The sequence below is a fragment of the Winogradskya humida genome (assembly GCF_016862215.1).
In the GTDB taxonomy this organism is placed as follows: domain Bacteria; phylum Actinomycetota; class Actinomycetes; order Mycobacteriales; family Micromonosporaceae; genus Actinoplanes; species Actinoplanes humidus.
In genome coordinates this window covers 22,727-40,979 of record NZ_BOMN01000108.1, presented here as the reverse complement: position 1 = coordinate 40,979, position 18,253 = coordinate 22,727, and the positions used below count along the sequence as shown (strand labels likewise).

The window sequence follows — 18,253 nt, the reverse complement described above, 5'->3', positions numbered from 1 at the left end:
TCGTAAGCAGGGGGCAGAATGTCTTGGTGCCCACCGGATACAAGCGTCAGCTCTACCGCGACGACGCGGTGGTTCTGCGCGTCCAGAAGCTGGGCGAGAGCGACCGGATCATCACGTTGCTGACCCGCCGGCACGGGCGGCTGCGCGCGGTGGCCAAGGGCGTGCGGCGGACGAGCTCGAAGTTCGGCGCGCGGCTGGAGCCGTTCGGTCACATCGACCTGCAGCTCGCGGGCGGCCCGGAAGGCGTGGGCAGCAGCCTGCACTCGATCAGCCAGGTCGAGGGGGTGAACCTCTTCGGCAGGAAGTTCCTCGAGGACTACCCGCGCTACACGGCTGCCAGCGCGATCGCGGAGACCGCCGAGCGGCTCAGCCCGGTGGAGCGCGAGCCGGCGTTGCGGCTGTTCCAGCTGACGCTCGGGGCGCTCAAGGCGCTGGCGGTGGGGGAGCACTCGACGACGCTCGTGCTGGATGCGTACCTGCTGCGGGGCATGGCCTTCGCGGGGTGGGCGCCGGCGATCTCCGAGTGTGCCGTCTGTGGCACCCCGGGCCCGCACGGTGCGTTCTCGGTGCCGGCCGGCGGGTCGGTCTGCCCCGACTGCCGGCCCCCGGGCGCTGCGCACCCCGCGCCCGCGACCTTGGCGTTGATGGCAGCTCTGACGAGCGGTGACTGGTCCGTCGCGGATCACACCGAGCCTTCCGTACGCCGTGAGTGCAGCGGCCTCGTCGCCGCCCACCTGCAGTGGCACATGGAGCGCAACCTGCGCGCCCTTCCGCTTGTCGACCGACGGGAGTCCCCGAAGTGACGCGTCCGCCCACCCCGCACCTCTCCGGCGCGAAACCGCCCGCCCTGCCGAAGGACGCGATCCCGAAGCACGTGGCGATCGTGATGGACGGCAACGGCCGGTGGGCCAAGGAGCGTGGGCTGTCCCGCACCAAGGGTCACGAGCAGGGTGAACACTCGCTGTTCGACACGATCGAGGGCGCCGTCGAGCTCGGCATCCCGTACCTCTCGGCCTATGCGTTCTCCACCGAGAACTGGAAGCGCTCCCCGGAAGAGGTCCGCTTCCTGATGGGCTTCAACCGCGACGTCATCCGCCGCCGCCGCGACCAGCTCAACGACCTCGGCGTACGCATCGTCTGGTCGGGCCGCGCCGGACGGCTCTGGAAGAGCGTCATCTCGGAGCTGCAGGCCGCCGAGGAGTTGTCGAAGAACAACAAGAAGCTCACCCTGCAGTTCTGCGTCAACTACGGCGGCCAGGCGGAGATCGCCGACGCCGCCGCCGCGATCGCCCGCGACGTCGCCGCCGGCAAACTCAAGGCCGACAAGGTCAACGAGAAGACCATCCAGCGCTACCTCTACCACCCCGAGGTGCCCGAGGTGGACATGTTCCTGCGCCCCTCCGGCGAGCAGCGCACCTCCAACTTCCTGCTCTGGCAATCCGCGTACGCCGAGCTCGTCTATCTCGACACCCTCTGGCCGGACTTCGACCGCCGCCACCTCTGGTACGCCTGCGAGCTCTACGCCCAGCGCGACCGCCGCTTCGGCGGAGCGATCCCCAACCCCATCGCGCCCCCGTCGGCGGCGATCCAGTGACCGCGACCCGCTGGCTCTACCTCGCCCGCCACGGCGACGCCGCAGAAACCGGAGGCCTGACGGACACCGGCCGCGAACAGGCGAAACTGCTCGCCGAGCGGCTCTCCGACGTCCCACTGGCGATCGTCACGCACAGCCCGCTGCAGCGCGCGGCCGAGACAGCCGCGGCGGTGCACGCCCCGTCCACCGAGATCTGGGCTGCGGCCGGCGACTACGTGCCGTTCGTCCCCGACCCGGTCCCGCCGGTTCTCGAGGGCTACACGCCGCAGGAACGAGCGGACGGTGCACGCTGGGCCGCCGAGGCCCTGGACCGGTTCGCCAAGCCGGTCGAGGGCGACATCGAAACCCACGAGCTTGTGATCACCCACGCCTTCCTGGTGGCCTGGTTCGTCCGCGACGCCCTGGGCGCCCCACCCGAACGCTGGCTGGGCCTCAACTCCGCCAACTGCGCGCTCACGGTGATCCGCTACACCCCGGACCGCCCGCCTGCGCTCGTACTCTTCAACGACCTCTCGCACCTGCCGCCGGAACTGCGCTGGACAGGTTTCTCCTCAGGGCTTGTCCCCCGGTAGCGCCGTCGCCGATCCCAGGAACCCGTCCCAGGTGAGGCCGGTTCCCGGGGAGGCTGCCAAATTGCCTCCCGCGCGGATTGCCGCGTAGGCCCGCCCGCCAAGCCGCATCGGCACGAGCAGGCGTCGCTGCCCGGTCTTTTTCAGGTACGCCCGGAGCAGCGCATCCATTCCCTCCACGCGCGGGCCGGCGACGTCTTCAACAAGCCCGGCCGGCGCGCCAAGAGCAAGCTCCACGAGCCGGGCCGCGACCAGACCGGCGTCCACCGGCTGGAACCGCACTCCCGCCGGGACGGGTATCACCGGCAGCTTCGCCATCTGGCGGGCAACCAGCAGAGTCAGGTCGTGGAACTGTGTCGCCCGCAATGTTGTCCATGGCAGCCCGGATTCCGCGATGACCCGTTCGGCGGCCAGTTGGTCGGCGAAGTAACCGAACATCGCCCGGTCTGTCCTGCTCACCACCGGCACCCGGTCCGCGCCGACCACCGAGATGAAGACGACGTGGGTTCCGGGCGCGAGGGCCCGGACGAGGGTGCGTGCCTTGTCCACGTCGCCGCTGGACCCGCCGGCGAGATGCAGCACCGTCGTGACGTCCCGGGATGCTTGTTCGACGCCCGCACCCGTCGCGAGATCACCAGTCACGTATTCGACGCCGGCAAGACCGCTGGGATCACCAGGCACGTGTTTGGCGCCGGTAAGGGCGCTGGGATCAGCAGGCACGTGTTTGGCGCCGGTAAGACCGCTGGGATCACCAGTCACGTGTTTGGCGCCGGTAAGAGCGGCGCGATCACCGGTCGTGGTCTCGACTCCGGTAAGGGCGGCGGGCGGTGGACGGCGGGTGAGGACCCGGAGGTGGCCGGCTCCTTCGAGCAGGGGCAGGACGTGGCGGCCGAGGGTTCCGGTGCCGCCGGTGATGAGAAAGAGTGGGGTCATGGTGTCGGCCGTCACATTCTTCGGGGCTCAGGGGTCAAGGACATGACACCCGGCGACGAAGGAATGTGACGTGACGGAACAGCCGAACCTGGCGGAGCACTTCGAGGGCAATCGGGCGCGGTTGCGCGCTGTGGCGTACCGGATGCTCGGCTCTTTGAGTGAGGCCGACGATGCCGTGCAGGAAGCGTGGCTGCGTGCCGACCGGGCCGGGACAGCGGGTGTCGAGAATGTGCCCGCATGGCTGACCACCGTCGTCGGGCGGGTCAGCCTGAACCTGCTCCGTGCCCGCCGGGCCCGCCGCGAGGAGCCGATCATGCCGGACCCGGTCGTCGATCCGGCCTCCGGCGTGGACCCGGAGCACGACGCACTGCTGGCCGATGCGGTCGGGGTCGCGCTGCTCGTGATCCTGGGAACCCTCACGCCGGCCGAGCGGCTCGCGTTCGTGTTGCACGACATGTTCGCGGTGCCGTTCGAGGAGATCGCGCCGATGATCGAACGGTCACCCGCCGCGGCACGCCAGCTCGCCAGCCGGGCGCGGCGCCGGGTGCGGGGTCAGGCCCCCACCCCAGATCCTGATGTACGCGCACAGCGCACCGTGGTCGACGCCTTCTTCGCCGCCGCCCGCGACGGCGATCTCGACCGCCTCGCCGGCGTCCTGCATCCGGACGTGGTGCTGCGCGCCGACGGAGGCACCGCCCGCGAACGGCAGACCGTCGTGCTCAGCGGCCCTGACGCGGTGATCCGCCAGGCACGGCTGGGCGCCCAGTTCTTCAACATCGCCCACCCGGCCCTGATCAACGGCGTGGCCGGCGCTGTGATCAGAGCCGGCGATCAGGTCCTGTCGATCATGGCTTTCACCGTGACGAATGGCCGGATAGCCGCCATCGACGTTCTCGCCGACCCCGATCGCCTCGCCACCCTCAACCTGTGAGGCACCCGGTCGGGTCCGGCCCGGGACGGGTGGCCTCAGCGTGTGATGGCGTCGACCGCGACCGCGACGTCGGAAAGGTCCGGTAGCACGATGTGTGCCCCGGCGAGGGTGAGCTCGGCCATGCTGTTCCCGCCCGTGGCTACGGCGACGGCGAGGGCGCCATTTGCGAGCGCGCCCGCGACGTCATGCACGGTGTCCCCGATCACCACGGCGCGGAACTTCTCACCGTACTTTTCCTGGGCTCGTTCCTGGGAGCGGCGCACGAGCGTTGCGCGTACTGAATCATCGGTGCCGTAACCACCCACCTGCGCGTCGAAGGCACCGGAGAGGTCGAAGGCCTCGACCTTCGCGGCCGCGACCTGCGGCACGTTGCCGGTCACCAGCGTCTGCACGACGTCGTCGCGGGCCGCGAGCGCATCCAGCACGTCGCGCACGCCGGGCAGCAGCGCACCCTGCTCCGCGAACAGATGCCGCGTCCCGTGCACCTCTTCTATGTAGCGCTCGAAAAACCGCTCGGGAGTGCAGTCCGTGACCCCGTGCGAGGCGAAGACCTCAGTGCAGATGTCCAGGTCGGTGCGGCCGCCGAAGTCCGGCGTGATCTTCCAGTCGACGCCGGTGACCGCGGTGAAGGCCGTCATCCACGCCCGGCCCGCCACCCCGCCGCCGTGCAGCAGCGTGCGGTCGATGTCCCACATGACCAGTCGTCTCACTGCTCGGCCAGCCTCCGCTCGACGTGCGCCACCTTCTCGTGCAGCGCGTCGACCACCCCGGGGCGGATGTCGGCCTTGAGCGACAGGCTGACCCGTGGCGCCTGCGCAGCGACGACGTCGACAGCCTGCTTGACCACGGCCATCACCTCGTCCCATTCGCCCTCGATGGTGGTGAACATGGCGTCCGTGCGGTTCGGCAATCCGGAGTCCCGGACCACTCGCACGGCGTCGGCGACGATGTCACCCACGGATTCGGAGACGCCGATCGGCGTGACGGAGAAGGCAACCAGCATGGGGCCATGATCCGCCAGAGCTGCGCGGATCGCTACCAGCCGCGTGCGGCGTCCAGGAGCAGATCACGCACCTTGCGTACGCCCGGATCGGCATCGGTTCCCGGACGTTGCACCAGATATCCGGTGTTGGTCGGTGGTTCGACGGGTTTGTGCAGCTCGACGAGGCGGCCGGTGGCCAGTTCCTCGGCACACATGAACCGGGGGAGCACACTCCACCCCGCGCCGGCGACAGTGGCCGAGAGCACACCGCGAAGATCCGGGATCGTCATGGCGGGACGGGCGTTGAGCTGCTTGCCGAAGGCGCTGCGCCAGTAGCGGCGCGCGATCGGCAGATGGTCCGCGTAAGTGATGAGGGGCATGTCCTCGAAGGCCGGAGCCGGCACCTGCCAGGCCCACTGCGGCGCGGCGACCAGCACAAACTCCTCCACCATGAACGGCACGGAGCTGAAGGCGCGGCTGCGCGGCCGCTGGGTGGAGATCACAAGATCATGCTGACCGGTACGCAGCTCCTCCAGCAGCGCATCCGTCAGCCCCATCGTGACGCGGATCTCCATGCCCTCCAGGATCAGCGGCGCCAGGGCCGGGGCCACCCGCAGACACAGCAGCTCAGCGGGCCCGGCGAGGCGAACCGGCCGGGCGCTCACCGCCCCGGCGTCATCCAGGGCGGACAGCGCGTCCAGCGGCCCGGCGACCCGGACGGCGAGCCCGTGCGCGAACGGCGTCGGCTCCACGCCGCGCGGCAGCCGGACGAACAGGTCCTCGCCGAGTTGCTGCTCCAGGGCCCTGACCTGTGCTGTCGCCGTCGGCTGCGAGATCGCCAGCAGCTTCGCGGCCTCCGTGATCGAGCCGGCCCGGTAGACCGCGAGGAACGTACGCAACAGGTTGAGGTCGCTCACGCCCGCCAATCTATCAAAATCCTGATGGCAGCCATGTCAACATCTATTGGCGAACCGATGGCTCTCCGCTCTATCGTCGAGCCATGACAAAAATCCTGTTCATCATGACCGCCGCCGCCACCTGGACCCTCAAGGACGGCACCAAGCACCCCACCGGCTTCTGGGCCGAAGAGGCCGTCACCCCCTACGAGCTGTTCAAGCAGGCAGGCCACGAGATCGTCGTCGCCACTCCCGGCGGCGTCGTGTCCCCCGTCGACGAGTCGAGCCTGGCCGACGACAACGCCGCCCTGCGCGACGTGATCGCCAAGGCCCCCGAATTCCAGAACCCCATCGCCCTCACCGACGTCCACCTCGACGACTACGCCGCGGTCTACGTCCCCGGCGGCCACGGCCCCATGGAAGACCTCGCCGTCGACCCCACCTCCGGCGCCCTCCTCGCCACCGCCGTCCGCGCGGGCACCCCGGTCGCCGTCGTCTGCCACGGCCCCGCAGCCCTCCTGGCCGCCGTCGACGAAACCGGCACCAACGCCTTCGCCGGCTACCGCATCACCGCCTTCACCAACGAGGAGGAAACCCAGGCCGGCAACGCCACCCAGGCCCCCTGGCTCCTCGAAGACCGCCTCACCGCAGCAGGCCTCGACGTCCGCACCGCAGCCCCCTGGGCCCCCCCACACCGAAACCGACCGCAACCTCGTCACCGGCCAGAACCCCGCCTCCTCCGCCGAGGTAGCAAAGGCCCTCCTGGCCCAGCTGTCCTAACCCGACCGCCACTGCCCTCCCGTCGGGGGCTGCCCTACGCCGGTTCGGGTTTCCTGCCGGCCCGAGTTTCCCGCCGGTTCGGACCTCCCGCCGGTTTGATTCTCCCGCCGGTCCGGGAGGGGCGCCGGCCCAGGCGTGGCCGGTTCCTTGTCGCCCGGTGAATTGGGCTGTTATTCGACGGATGGGCGATTGACAGGTTTTGCGAAGTGCGCCGCCGAGCATGGAGAGACGGAGGGCGCCGCTCCGAGCGTCCCGATCGACAACCGAGGAGATCGAAACCCGTGCGCCTCACCACCCCCCGCACCACGTCGTCCACGACCTCCCCGAGCCCAGCCGCGTCGGCACCTGCCTCCGCATCGGCACCTGCCTCCGCATCGGCACCTGCCTCCGCATCGGCACCTGCCTCCGCATCGGCACCTACCTCCGCACTGGTCGCTGGTTCCGCCCGGGCGGTGGGGTCGGTCCGGGTCCTCGTGGTGGCTGCCGGGTCGGCGCTCGCCTTGGCGGCCTGCAGCTCGGGGACCTCGCCGTCCGTGGATCCCGTCGGTGCGCCGAGCCGTCCGGCGGAGTCTTCATCCCCGGCGGTAGTGGAGTCGACCGGGTCGTCGCCGGAGCCAACCGGTGAACCCACAGCGAAGAGTGAGACCGGGTCCGCGGCGATTCTTGCGGGGGAGCGGCAGGTGGTGCTGCGTCCCGTTCAGACGTTCGAGTCCGTGCTGCACGTGGATGATCGGGGGCATCTCGCGCTGACCGATGGGGAGAGCGCGTTGAGCTTGTTCGTGCTGGTGCCGGTGCGCGAGGGCAAGCATCAGATCCGCACCGCGAAGGCCGGTGGCAACGGAAAGCCGGCCTGCATCGGGCTCAAGGAGAATCCGGCCGGGTCCGCGACGCTGGACGCCGTGGCCTGCGACGCGTCGAAAGCGGGGCAGCTGTTCGACTTCGAGGCGGGGAAGAAGAACAAGGAGGGCAAGCAGACGTACGCGATCCACACGGACAAGGACTACTACGTTCGGGCGTTGGACGAGACCGGGGTGGAAGCGGTCGGCGCCGCGACTCCCGACACGACGTTTGTCCTCGTCGACAACGGTGCAGCGCCGGCAAATTGAGGATTCTCCCCGGTTAGTGCCAAGGCGAATGCGGGCGATGCGATCCGGCGGCGCGGGCTTGGAACATGGGCCTTCGAGCACACCGCCGCCGGGTGGTGAGCATCCGACGAGGAGGTTCGTCCCATGCGCCGTACCAACCGATTCGCGACCGCCCGCTCTGCCGGGGTGGCGGTGACGGCGGGAGTCGCGTTCGCACTGGCAGCATGCGCCTCAGGGCCCGCGCCCGGCACCCAGCCAGGCGACGCGGCAGCCGCCTCGGGAGCACCTGAGTCCACCCAGGCCACCTCGAAACCGGCCACCTCAAAGCCAGCCACCTCGAAACCGGTCACCTCGAAGCCGGCCGTCGATACGACAAAAAACAACAGCGACAACAGCAGCGGCGGCGGTGATAACAGCGGCGGCGACAGTAGTGGTGGCGGTGACGGGGGAGGGGCGGGCGGCATCCTGGGTGGTAAGCGTCAGATCGTGCTGCGGCCGGTGCAGACGTTCGAGTCGATTCTGCACGTCGACGACAAGGGGCACCTCGCCCTGACCGATGGCGAAACCGGGAGCGGGCTGTTCGTCCTGCTCCCCGGCCGGGACGGCAAGCATCAGATCCGCCTGGCGAAGCCCGACCCGTCCGGCGAAGCGTCCTGCATCGGTCTCAAGGAGAACACCAGCGGCTCGGCGACGCTGGACGCCGCGCCCTGTGACTCGTCCAAGGCGGGCCAGCTGTTCGACTTCGAGAAGTTGAAGAAGACCGACAATGGCAGCCCCACCTACTCGATCCGGACCACCAAGGGCTACTACGTCCGCGCCCTGGACGAAACCGGCGTCGAGGCAGTAGCCGCCGGCCCCGACACGACGTTCGTCCTCGTCGACAACGGCACCGCCCCCGCCGGCCCCGGCGACTGAAACCCGCCGCTCAGCCCTGCCCGCCGCTCAGTCCTGTCCGCCGCTCAGCCCCTGCCCGCTACTCAGCCCTGCCCGCTACTCAGCCCTGCCCGCTACTCAGCCCTCCCCACCGCTCAGCCCTCCCCGCCGGGCGGCCCAATAGTGCCGGCCGGCGACGTTCAGTCCCTACCTCGCCCGAACAGCCGCAGCCAGGAACGCTTCTTCTTCGAGGAAGAGGTAGCGGGCGCGGCAGCAGGCGCGCCCAGAACGTCGGATGCCAAAGATGTCACCGCCGGGATCATCTCCGGGGTGATCAGGGCGAGCGTGGCCAGCGAGTCGAGGATGGTGACGACGCGTTCCTGGGATGCCTCGACGGCTCGGACGAAGCGGGTGCCGACGGTTTCGCGTACCTCGATGCGGCAGGAGGGGTCCACCCAGGCGGCGACGATGAGGGCGAAGAGGGCGGCCTCGGTGATCCAGTCCTCGATGCCGAAAGCGAGCTCGGTGAGCAGGTGGCGGTGGGCGGTGGTGTCCGTGGGGTGGTCGCGGCCGAGTTCGGCGGAGTGCAGGATGCCGAGGCAGATGTAGACCTGGACGCAGCGTTCCCACCAGCCGGGCGGGAGTTCGGCGAGCTCGGGCGGTGGGGCCGGGGGGTAGACCAGCAGGGCGAGGAGGTCGGTGATGGGGAGCTGGCCCAGCGGCAGGGCCTGGTCGTAGGCCGCGATCGGGTGCGGCCAGCCCGGGGTGACGACCTGGCGGACCAGGTCATTGGCGGCCGGTGGCGGTGGCTGCACGGCCGGGGTGGCGATCATTCCTTCGTACGCCCACAGCACGCGGCCTGCTCGCAAGGGGCCGACCATGTCAGCGGGCGGAGGTCCCGCGATCGATACGTCGGCGCCGGGGAACGCTCGCCGGACGACGCCGAGGGCGCTCGGGACCTCCAGGGCTGACAGGCTGAGCCGGGTCAGGCCGCTGGGGGCCTGGATGAGCGCGTTGATGCACGCCTCGGTGGCCGGGGCGGGCATGCCCAGCCAGTTGCGGCCCTGGCAGCAGTGTTCGAGTTCGTAGTGTTCGTGACCGGCGGGCGGGTGGTCGCGGGTGTAGTCGGCGAGGTCGATCAGGTGACGGGCTTCGCCGTTGCGGTCGTAGCGCAGGCGGTGCAGGGTGTGGACCACGCAGTCGTCGGAGGGGTCGAGCCGGACGGCCTCCTCGAGCAGGGACTGGGCCTCGTCGAAGTGGCCCTGTGCGGCGAGCCAGTTCGACAGGTCGGCGCAGAGGTCCAGTTCGGTGGGGTATCGGCGGTACGCGTCGCGGAGGACGCTGATGCCCGCTTCGGTGCGGCCGTCGGCTCTGAGGGCGTACGCGTACCAGACGAGCGTCAGTTTGCTGGGCTCGAGGCGTACCGCGTGCTCTCCCCAGGAGACGGCCTGGGCGGTCGCACCCAGCCGGCGCCCGAGTCCTGCCGCAGTGGCGTGGATCATGGCGGCTTCCGGGTGGGCTGTCACCGCTCGCCGTGCCAGATCGAGGTAGACCTCGTTGGCGGTGCGGATGCCGGGGGCGGCGGGGTCGCCGAGGGGGCGCATGACGGTGGTGAAGATCTGGGCGATGACCTGGGGATCCAGCGTGGCGAGGTCGAGAGCGCGGACCCAGCTGACATCGGCCCAGGGCTTCTCCGGCTCGGCGGCGGTTGCCTGCGCGAGCATGTTCAGGGCCCGGGCAGGGTCGGTGGGGGCCAGCAGGTGCGCGTGCGCGACGACCGTACCGATGAAGATGGGTTCTTCGATCGGGAAGAGCTCGGGGCCGGCGGCGCGGGTGGCCAGGACCGCGAGCAACTCGTGCACCTCGGGCAGGCCGGGGGCGTAGGCGAGGGCGCCGGCCAGGTGGGATGCAGCGTGCTGGAGGTCATCCTCCGCGAGGGCGACGCGGGCGAGTGACAACTCGCCGTGCGCCTCCTCGACCGTGGTGTCGGCGCCTTCGGGCATTGCGAGAGGCTAGATCATCCCTCGCGGCCGGAGAAAGTCGGCCGGAGAATGTGAGCGCCCGGCAAGATCAGCCGGGCTATCAGCGAAGCTCGGGCTGTCAGAGAAGCTGGGCCTGGCAGAGCGGCTCGGGCTCAGCCGGGCTGCTGGAGGATGGCCTCGCCGGCGATCTCGATGCGGACCCGTTTGCCGACGAGCCAGCCGCCGGCCTCCAGGGCGACGTTCCAGACCAGGCCGAAGTCCTCCCGGTTGATCTCGGTGGTCGCGCTGAAACCGAAGATGTCCTGACCGTACGGGTCGCGCCGGGCCCCGCCGAACTCGACGGTCAGGTCGACCGGGCGGTGCACGTCCTTGACGGACAGGTCGCCGCTGAGCACAAAACGCCCCGGGGAGCGGGCCGGCTCGGGCACGTCGGTGGCCGCGCCGCGGCGGGTGAGCGGGTTGTTGCGCAGCCGGGCCCAGTCGAAGATCGCGTCGTTGTTCTCGCGCCAGGCCAGGCCGGTGCTCTTGTAGGCGATCGTGGGGAAATTCTCCACGTCGAGGAAGTCGGCGCTCTGCAGGTGCACGTCACGGTCGGGGTTGTGCGTGGTGACGCTCGCCGTCTCGATGTGCGCGGTGACCGAGGACTGTGCCGGGTCGTCGCCGATGGTGATCGTGGCGCCGCCGCGGGCGAATTCACCGCGGACCGCGCTCACCATCATGTGCTGCGCCTGGAAACCAATTCGCTTGTGCGCTTCGTCAAGAATATAGATGCCCGGCTCTGGAATGGTGACGCCGTTCCACACCCGCGTCGGGCGGTCATTCATCGCAGCGGTCCCCCGGTCGGTGACTGTGCTCACTGTGCTCACCATTCCCTCCGCGTCGAACTTTGCATCGAACTTCATGTCGAACTTCATGTCGAACTTCATATCGAACTCGTGTCGAACTTCGCATCGAACGAGGCCCGGCGCGAGACCTCGTTGATCCTATGTCGCAATTTTGTGCGCCCGTCACCAGCGGTTGTAGTGCCCGCGCAGCGTTTTAGGGCGAACATGCAATTTATGTCCTGTTTGGCCCATGGATCAGGGTCGAAAATGTAAGCCAGAGCCCGCTCAACGGTAACGCGCCGTTACGGCCGACCCGGGTACGCCCACCTGAGAGTGGCGCAGGTTACCTCTTCAGAGCGTCGCTTCTTGACGGGAACAATCAATTGTGTTCGCTCCGCGTCCACCACGTCGACACCTTGTGTTGACGGCGGCCCGAGACATTGACGCCGTCATCCTCGTCGATCAACGGGAGACCTCGGACATGGGTCACGGCCATCACCACCACGATCACCTGCTGGACGGCGGCGCCGCGGATGTCGCGCCCGCGCTGGATCTGAGCATTCCCGACAGCGAACTTTCTCCCTCCGATGTGTCCCGTCGCGGATTCCTGCGCGGCGCCGGACTCCTCGGCGCCGGCGCGGCTGCCTCAGTGCTGGCCGTCCCGTCGGGAGCGGAAGCCGCCGCCGGGCAGCACTCACACGGCCCGGCCGGCGGTGGCACGGAGAAGGGTGGGTTCACATGGCTCGCCGGTGACCACCACATCCACACGCAGTACAGCTCCGACGGTCAGTACCGGGCCGTCGACCAGGCCAAGAACGGCCGCGCGTACGGGCTGAACTGGCTGGTCATCACCGACCACGGCAGCAACGCGCACGCCAAGATCGGCGTGGACAAGGTGAACCCGGACATCCTCGCGACCCGCGCGGAGCTCAAGGACCTGCTGACGTTCCAGGGCCTCGAGTGGAACATCCCGGCAGCCGAGCACGCCACTGTGTTCGTACACCCCGGCAAAAATGAAGTCGCGGTCCTCAAGCAGTTCGAGCAGACGTACGACGGTTCGCAGCTCCCCACCACGAACACCGACGCGCAGAACGAAGCCGCAGCGATCGCCGGCATCAAGTTCCTCGGCCAGCAGGTCCGCCAGCGCAAGGTCGAGGGCGCGCTGTTCCTCGCCAACCACCCGGCCCGCCGCGGCATCGACTCGCCGCACGAGATCCGCAACTGGCGTGACGCCGACCCGACCGTCGCCATCGGCTTCGAGGGCGCCCCCGGTCACCAGGCCGCCGGCATCAAGGCCCCTTACGGTCGCGGCGGCGCCCGCGGATACTACGACAACAACCCGTCGGCAGCGTCGTACGCGGGTTACCCGCTGGAGAGCTACCGCACGTGGGGCGGCTTCGACTGGATGACCGCCACGGTCGGCGGCCTCTGGGACAGCCTGCTCGCCGAGGGCCGCGCCTGGTGGATCACCGTCAACTCGGACAGCCACGTCAACTACCTCGACCAGTCCGTACGAGGCCCCGGCAGCGACTTCGAACTCAACGGCCGCTACAACGACCCCGTGTACGGCGGCGGCGCCCTCAACACCACCGCCGGCGATTTCTGGCCCGGCTACTACGGCCGCACGAACGTGGGCGCGACGTCGTTCTCGTACAAGGCGGTCATGGACGGCCTGCGCGCCGGTCGCGTCTGGGTCGACCACGGCCGTCTCATCAAGAACCTCGACGCCCGGGTCCGAGTCGCGGGTGACCGCCGCGCCGCCACGGGCACGCCCCTCGGCGGTGTCCTGCAGGTCAAGCGGGGCACGTCCACCGAGCTCACCCTCGAGATCGACCTCCAGGACCTCCCGAACTGGGCCCACTTCATCCCGGTCCTCAAGCGCGTCGACGTCATCACCGGCTCGGTCACCGGCCCGGTCGCGGACAAGGACACGTTCAAGGCCCCCGACACGAAGGTCGTCAAGTCCTTCGAGGTCACCCCCGGCACCAAAAAGTTCACGGTCACGTACAGCCTCGGCCGTCTCGACAAGCCGTTCTACCTGCGCCTGCGCGGCACGGACGGCAACCGCGCCCAGCCCGGCCTGATGGGTGCCGCGGTCGACCCGTCCGGCCCCCAGCTCGACGTGATCGGCGACGCCGACCCGTGGGCGGACCTCTGGTTCTACACCAACCCGATCTGGGTCCTGCCCAAGTGACGAACGCTCATCGGACCCCCGGCGGCTTCCCGGCCGCCGGGGTCACCCCGGTCTTCACCAACACGGCCGAGGCCGACCATTGGCTGACCACCCTGCAGCCACTCCCGCTTCAGGCCTTCACCACATTGGTACGCACACCGCGCCCGCACGTAGCGGTAACCGACACGCCGTCCGAGGGTGCCCGGGCAGTCATCTTCCCCGGCTCGTCCACCCTCACCGGCGACCTCCCGGCAGCCGAGATCCTGTCACTCAGCGCAATCAACGCCATCGAAATCCTCGGCGGCGCCGCGATCACCGACGATCGACTCATCCGAACCGGCGACTTCATTCGTCCGCAATGGCGCAACGGCCGCCTGATCCTCACGGTGATGCCCGCCGTGGGCGGCCTGCTGGTCCCATTCGAAACCCGCAACCCCACCCCCTGCTGCGCCGATCACGCCTGACTTCTGGCCGTTCCCCACCGGAAAACGAAAACCGCCCCCCACGCCATTTCCGTGGAGGGCAGCAACGTCGCCGACAATCAGATGTGCTGAGTCTCGGTCGTCGCAGGATGCAACTCAGCCGTCGTCTCCTTGACGAACCGCCCAGTGCTCGTACTGCGATTGACCTCCTGCTCATCCCGGCTCTTCTCGCCACCGACATGTTCAGTCGTGGTCGTCTTGGGAGACCGCTCCGCGGTGCTCTCCTTGACGAACTTGCCGGTCTTGGCACTCCGGTTGACGTCGTGCTCGTTGCCTGCCATGGGGAAGACCTCCTCGCGTTCTCCGTCAATGTCCTGCCCTTGACGTGCCCCGCCCCGCACCCCCTGAAACGAACAACCCGAGAGTTGTCAGCCCGAGCTTCGATGGTGCGCCCGGACTGACACGATCGGCTTGGGCATCAGCGTCGACGAATACTCAGTCGATGCTGCCCGGCTCAGCGACCCACCGGACCGGCTGGCCGGTCACCTCGGCAATTGTCACGAAGTCTCTGTCGTAGTGCAGGAGGGTCAGGTCTTGCAGTTCGGCTGCCGCTGCGACGAGGAGGTCGACTGGGCCGGCGGAACGATGTTTCCCGTGTTTGGTGAGGGAGGCCTGAACTTCTTTGGCGCGTTTGTACACCTGGTCCGGCATGGTCACCCAGGGGTAGAGATTCTCTAGGCGAGCTTCCATCATGTGGCGATGTTCTTGGGAGCGGGCGCTGAAAAGTATCTCTAGTTCAGTGACTGGGCACACGCTGATCAAGCCCTGGGAGAGCCGCTCCTTCCAGGCGGTGCGAACCTCCTCATTATTCGAAAGGCGAGTGAATGCGCTGGTGTCGCCGAGAAATTTCCTGGCGCTCATCAGCGGTAGTTCCGTTTGTCAAGAAGCGTGTCGAAGTCACCGGCCGCGCCCATTGCGGCCAGCGCGTCCAGAGCCTCCAGTCGCTTTGCTCGCTCGGCGACGTCGCGGAGGGCCGCATTGACGGTGTCTTTCTTGGTTTTGGTGCCGTAGAAGGCGGCTGCCTCGGCGAGTGCCACGTCATCGATATCGATGGAAGTTCTCGTCATGGCGTCCTCCAGGCTTGTGTCTGGTGCCAATTCTAGAATCCTTTCAGCCGATGATGGGGTTGAAGAAGCCCGTCAGGATGCTGACTGTGAGGGCTGCTCCTGATGCTAGCGCAGTGACTACTAGGAGCGCGACATCGGCTGGGCTGAATTTTTGGATTCTTGCGAAGGTTCTGGGGAGGCCTGAATCGAAGCCGCGGGCGTCCATCGCGGTGGCCAGTCGCCCGCCCCGACGCAACGCTCCCACCAGCAAGGCGAACGCCGTGGAGCCGAACAGCCGGAGCTTTGCCAGGGGATTGCGCCCGGCGTCGATGCCGCGGGCACGGCGGGCCAGGGACAGCATCTGCCACTCCGAGGTGAGCAGCGGGATCATTCGGAAAGCGGCCAGCGCCCCGATGGCGAACCGGGCGGGGGCTTTGGCGTTCTGCACCAACGCGTCCGCGAGGTCGGTGGGGTCGGTGGTGGCGAAGACGATGATGCCGGGGAGAGCTACGGCGAAGACGCGCAGGACCAGGCCGAGGGCGTCTCTGATGACGCCGGTGGTGATGACGAAGGGGCCGAGGGACGTCACCACCGACCCGCTGCGGTCTGATGCGAACAGCGTCATCGTGACGAGGATGCCGGCGGCGGCCACGGCGAGGGGCCAGGCGCGGCGGAGGACAACCGAGTAACGCAGGCCGAAGAACGGCAGGGCGAGCAGCTCGATGAGCAGGGCCAGGGCCGGGGTGACCGGGTCCAGGGTGGCCACCAGCGGCAGGGAGAACAGCAGCGCCGCGCCGAGCTTTGCTACCGGATTGCGGCGTGCCAGGACAGCGAGGCTCATGTGGAGGGTCCGAAGCGGGACGTGTTGCGGCGGGGGAGGGGGGAAGCCGGGGTGAGGTCGTGGACGCGGTCGGCCAGGGACGTGACGAAGGCTTCGTCGTGGGTTACGGCGAGGATGCCGTGGCCTTCGTCGCGGAGGGCCGCCAGGAGGGCGACGAGTTCGATCCAGGTGCTGCGGTCCTGGCCGAAGGTGGGTTCGTCGAGGACGAGCAGGCGGGGGGCGGTGGCCACGGCTGTTGCCACGCTGAGGCGGCGGGCCTCGCCGCCGGAGAGGGTGTGCGGGTTGGCGCCGGCGAGGGCGGTCAGGCGCAGGCGGGACAGCAGGTCGTCGACGATGCGGGTGACCTCGGCGGGGGAGCGGCCCTGGCGGCGGGGGCCGAGGGCGAGTTCGTCGTGGACGCGGGACGTGACGAACTGGTGTTCCGGGGATTGGAAGACCGAGCCGATGCGCTCGGCGAGCAGCCGGGCGCGCCAGCGGTGCGGGGGCTTCGGGTCGTCGAAGGCTGTCACGCGGCCCGAGGCCGGGGCGAGCAGGCCGCCCATGACGAGGGCCATTGTCGACTTGCCGGCGCCGTTCGGGCCGGTGACCGCGAGTACTTCGCCGCTGCTGACCGCGAGTGAGATCGGGGGGAGGCGGTCGCGCACGGTGACGTGCTCTGCGCGTACCAAATGATCGGCGGGAGTGGAAACGGCCTGGAACCGGGGCAGGGAGTAACCCGGCACCCAGACGCCCTGCTCAGCCAGGGCGGGGCCGTGGCCGGCGAAGATGACCTCGGGGGCGCCGTCGGCGATGACGCCGCCGCCGGGCTCGAGCACTACCGCGCGGTCGACCAGGGGGAGCGCCTCCGCGACCCGGTGTTCGACGATGATCAGCGTGGTGTCCGGGTCGAGGGCCTTGGCGATCGCCTCGCGGACCAGCTCGGCGCCGGGCGGGTCGAGGTTGGCGGTCGGTTCGTCGAGCAGGACCAGGCCGGGGCGCAGGGCCAGGACGCCGGCGAGGGCCAGGCGCTGCTGCTCGCCGCCGGAGAGGGCGTGGGTCTGGCGGGTGATCGGGTACGCGAAACCGACCCGGTCGAGCGCGTCACTGACCCGGGGCCAGATGTCGGTTGCGCGTACGCCCGTGTTCTCCAGGCCGAACGCCACGTCGTCGCCGCTGCGGGCCATCACGAGCTGGGTCTGCGGATCCTGGAAGAGGATGCCGGGGCGGCCACCGACGGTGACCGTGCCCTCGGACTCACCGGAGTCCTCCGGGAGCAGCCCGGCCAGCGCGGCGAGCAGGGTGCTCTTGCCGGAACCCGAAGGTCCGAGCAGGAGCACCCGTTCGCCGGCACGGATGTGCAGGTCGACGCCGCGCACGGCCCAGTTACGGCGACCGGCGTGACGCCAGCCGAACCCGCGCAGCACGACCTCACTCACGGTCAGACCAGCGCCCGGTCCCGGCCCGCGGCGAAGCGGTCCAGCACCCCGGTCGGTGCGAGGGCACGGGTCAGCGCCCAGCTGCCCACGCCCGCGATGATCGTGCTGCTCACGACGGTGAGCAGGGCGTACGGGATGCGGTAGTCCCACAGGGCGTAGGACGCGTTCCACGCGAAGAAGTCAAAAAGGGCCGCGCTCAGACCCGTGAGGGCTCCGGCCAGCAGCGCCGCCGGCAGCTTCCATGACCGGTACGCGAGGAGCGCGAACGCCAGCTCCGCCCCGAGCCCCTGCACGAGGCCCTGCGGGATGATCACGGCTCCCCACTGCGCACCGAGCAGCGCCGAGATGAGTGCCGCGACCGTCTCGGTGTAGAGCGACGCGCCGGGCTTACGGATGATGAGTCCGGCGAGCACGGCGGGCATGAGCCAGATGCCGTAGAGCAGCGTCTGCGCCGGCGGGAAGAACGCGAACGCGCCCTCGGTGGCGCCCCACACGATGTTCCAGGCCCAGAAGATGACGCCGAACGCGACGGCGATCACGGAGGCGATCACGATGTCGATCGTGCGCCATCGGTACTTGGTGTTTCCGGTGCTGCTCATGTTCCCTCCCAGGGGTGGTGGGAGGAGACGCACGCCGTCGCCGGGGTTACCCGGACACGGCGCGGCTGGAGAAAAGACCGAGCTCCCTGCGCTGGCATTACCCAGATCAGGTTCTAGGGTCTGCGGGTAGTCAACCCGCACTCTCAGCGCTGTGCGCTCCCCTGTCGGATGAGGTTTGTTCGCGACCTACCTTGAGACCGACGGTGCGCAATGTGCGCACTTGATCTCCACCGTCGCGAACAAACCTC

20 protein-coding genes, 1 pseudogene and 1 riboswitch are annotated in these 18,253 nt (G+C 69.1%); of the genes and pseudogenes, 9 read left to right on the top strand and 12 right to left on the bottom strand.

Annotated elements, in window-relative coordinates:
• Positions 1-26 precede the first annotated feature (26 nt).
• Genes recO through Ahu01nite_RS36970 form a run of 3 tightly spaced genes read left to right on the top strand, consistent with a single transcriptional unit; the run spans position 27 to position 2,166 of the window.
• Positions 27-803, top strand: a complete 777-nt coding sequence (recO, locus tag Ahu01nite_RS36980) for a DNA repair protein RecO (RefSeq protein WP_203841379.1) — start codon at positions 27-29, stop codon at positions 801-803.
• Entirely contained in the window at positions 800-1,594 is a 795-nt protein-coding gene (locus Ahu01nite_RS36975; protein ID WP_203841378.1) for an isoprenyl transferase, read from the top strand. The genes recO and Ahu01nite_RS36975 overlap by 4 nt, the downstream gene beginning before the upstream one ends.
• Positions 1,591-2,166 carry a histidine phosphatase family protein gene (locus tag Ahu01nite_RS36970; protein ID WP_203841377.1) on the top strand — a complete coding sequence of 192 codons (576 nt, stop codon included), beginning with the start codon at positions 1,591-1,593 and terminating at the stop codon, positions 2,164-2,166. Before Ahu01nite_RS36975 ends, Ahu01nite_RS36970 begins: the two co-directional genes overlap by 4 nt.
• Here the strand turns inward: Ahu01nite_RS36970 and Ahu01nite_RS36965 are convergent.
• The gene (locus tag Ahu01nite_RS36965) at positions 2,146-3,096 is read right to left on the bottom strand and encodes an SDR family oxidoreductase (RefSeq protein WP_203841376.1); all 951 of its coding nucleotides are present in this window, start codon (positions 3,094-3,096) and stop codon (positions 2,146-2,148) included. The genes Ahu01nite_RS36970 and Ahu01nite_RS36965 overlap by 21 nt on opposite strands.
• A 70-nt stretch (positions 3,097-3,166) precedes the next feature.
• On the opposite strand from Ahu01nite_RS36965, the gene Ahu01nite_RS36960 reads away from it, so the two are divergent.
• Positions 3,167-4,027, top strand: coding sequence for a sigma-70 family RNA polymerase sigma factor (locus tag Ahu01nite_RS36960; protein WP_275411807.1), 861 nt, complete (start codon positions 3,167-3,169; stop codon positions 4,025-4,027).
• A 35-nt stretch (positions 4,028-4,062) separates the two neighbouring features.
• Here Ahu01nite_RS36960 and Ahu01nite_RS36955 read toward each other — a convergent pair whose 3' ends face one another.
• The 3 genes from Ahu01nite_RS36955 to Ahu01nite_RS36945 are packed head-to-tail and all read right to left on the bottom strand — an operon-like array spanning position 4,063 to position 5,926.
• Entirely contained in the window at positions 4,063-4,737 is a 675-nt protein-coding gene (locus Ahu01nite_RS36955) for a haloacid dehalogenase-like hydrolase (protein WP_239159440.1), read from the bottom strand.
• A complete protein-coding gene (locus tag Ahu01nite_RS36950) occupies positions 4,734-5,030 on the bottom strand; it encodes an MTH1187 family thiamine-binding protein (RefSeq protein ID WP_203841375.1) in 297 nt (98 codons plus the stop codon). The genes Ahu01nite_RS36955 and Ahu01nite_RS36950 overlap by 4 nt, the downstream gene beginning before the upstream one ends.
• A gap of 32 nt (positions 5,031-5,062) precedes the next feature.
• Positions 5,063-5,926, bottom strand: a complete 864-nt coding sequence (locus Ahu01nite_RS36945; RefSeq protein ID WP_203841374.1) for a LysR family transcriptional regulator — start codon at positions 5,924-5,926, stop codon at positions 5,063-5,065.
• A gap of 83 nt (positions 5,927-6,009) precedes the next feature.
• On the opposite strand from Ahu01nite_RS36945, the pseudogene Ahu01nite_RS36940 reads away from it, so the two are divergent.
• From Ahu01nite_RS36940 to Ahu01nite_RS36930, 3 genes and pseudogenes are all read left to right on the top strand, one after another.
• Positions 6,010-6,685 (top strand): annotated as a pseudogene (locus Ahu01nite_RS36940) (type 1 glutamine amidotransferase domain-containing protein).
• Positions 6,686-7,365: 680 nt separating this feature from the next.
• Entirely contained in the window at positions 7,366-7,791 is a 426-nt protein-coding gene (locus Ahu01nite_RS36935; RefSeq protein WP_203841373.1) for a hypothetical protein, read from the top strand.
• A 123-nt stretch (positions 7,792-7,914) separates the two neighbouring features.
• The gene (locus Ahu01nite_RS36930; protein ID WP_203841372.1) at positions 7,915-8,685 is read left to right on the top strand and encodes a hypothetical protein; all 771 of its coding nucleotides are present in this window, start codon (positions 7,915-7,917) and stop codon (positions 8,683-8,685) included.
• A gap of 158 nt (positions 8,686-8,843) precedes the next feature.
• Here Ahu01nite_RS36930 and Ahu01nite_RS36925 read toward each other — a convergent pair whose 3' ends face one another.
• Together Ahu01nite_RS36925 and Ahu01nite_RS36920 are read right to left on the bottom strand one after the other, a co-directional pair.
• On the bottom strand, positions 8,844-10,646 hold the full coding sequence (locus tag Ahu01nite_RS36925; protein WP_203841371.1) for a tetratricopeptide repeat protein: 1,803 nt from the start codon (positions 10,644-10,646) through the stop codon (positions 8,844-8,846).
• Between the two features lie 131 nt (positions 10,647-10,777).
• The gene (locus Ahu01nite_RS36920; protein WP_203841446.1) at positions 10,778-11,449 is read right to left on the bottom strand and encodes a YceI family protein; all 672 of its coding nucleotides are present in this window, start codon (positions 11,447-11,449) and stop codon (positions 10,778-10,780) included.
• Positions 11,450-11,930: 481 nt separating this feature from the next.
• On the opposite strand from Ahu01nite_RS36920, the gene Ahu01nite_RS36915 reads away from it, so the two are divergent.
• Positions 11,931-13,643, top strand: coding sequence for a twin-arginine translocation signal domain-containing protein (locus Ahu01nite_RS36915; protein ID WP_203841370.1), 1,713 nt, complete (start codon positions 11,931-11,933; stop codon positions 13,641-13,643).
• Positions 13,640-14,086, top strand: coding sequence for a hypothetical protein (locus tag Ahu01nite_RS36910; RefSeq protein WP_203841369.1), 447 nt, complete (start codon positions 13,640-13,642; stop codon positions 14,084-14,086). Before Ahu01nite_RS36915 ends, Ahu01nite_RS36910 begins: the two co-directional genes overlap by 4 nt.
• A 77-nt stretch (positions 14,087-14,163) precedes the next feature.
• Here Ahu01nite_RS36910 and Ahu01nite_RS36905 read toward each other — a convergent pair whose 3' ends face one another.
• The 6 genes from Ahu01nite_RS36905 to Ahu01nite_RS36880 form a co-directional block, all read right to left on the bottom strand.
• Entirely contained in the window at positions 14,164-14,385 is a 222-nt protein-coding gene (locus Ahu01nite_RS36905) for a hypothetical protein (RefSeq protein ID WP_203841368.1), read from the bottom strand.
• 154 nt (positions 14,386-14,539) lie between these two features.
• Complete coding sequence (locus Ahu01nite_RS36900; RefSeq protein ID WP_203841367.1) at positions 14,540-14,965, bottom strand: PIN domain nuclease; 426 nt, start codon at positions 14,963-14,965, stop codon at positions 14,540-14,542.
• On the bottom strand, positions 14,965-15,171 hold the full coding sequence (locus tag Ahu01nite_RS36895; RefSeq protein ID WP_203841366.1) for a type II toxin-antitoxin system VapB family antitoxin: 207 nt from the start codon (positions 15,169-15,171) through the stop codon (positions 14,965-14,967). Before Ahu01nite_RS36895 ends, Ahu01nite_RS36900 begins: the two co-directional genes overlap by 1 nt.
• A 43-nt stretch (positions 15,172-15,214) precedes the next feature.
• Positions 15,215-15,991, bottom strand: a complete 777-nt coding sequence (locus Ahu01nite_RS36890) for an energy-coupling factor transporter transmembrane component T family protein (RefSeq protein WP_203841365.1) — start codon at positions 15,989-15,991, stop codon at positions 15,215-15,217.
• On the bottom strand, positions 15,988-17,406 hold the full coding sequence (locus tag Ahu01nite_RS36885) for an ABC transporter ATP-binding protein (RefSeq protein ID WP_203841364.1): 1,419 nt from the start codon (positions 17,404-17,406) through the stop codon (positions 15,988-15,990). The genes Ahu01nite_RS36890 and Ahu01nite_RS36885 overlap by 4 nt, the downstream gene beginning before the upstream one ends.
• 2 nt (positions 17,407-17,408) lie before the next feature.
• The gene (locus Ahu01nite_RS36880; protein WP_203841363.1) at positions 17,409-18,005 is read right to left on the bottom strand and encodes an ECF transporter S component; all 597 of its coding nucleotides are present in this window, start codon (positions 18,003-18,005) and stop codon (positions 17,409-17,411) included.
• Positions 18,006-18,070: 65 nt separating this feature from the next.
• A riboswitch (TPP riboswitch) is annotated at positions 18,071-18,178 on the bottom strand.
• Between the last annotated feature and the right edge of the window lie 75 nt (positions 18,179-18,253).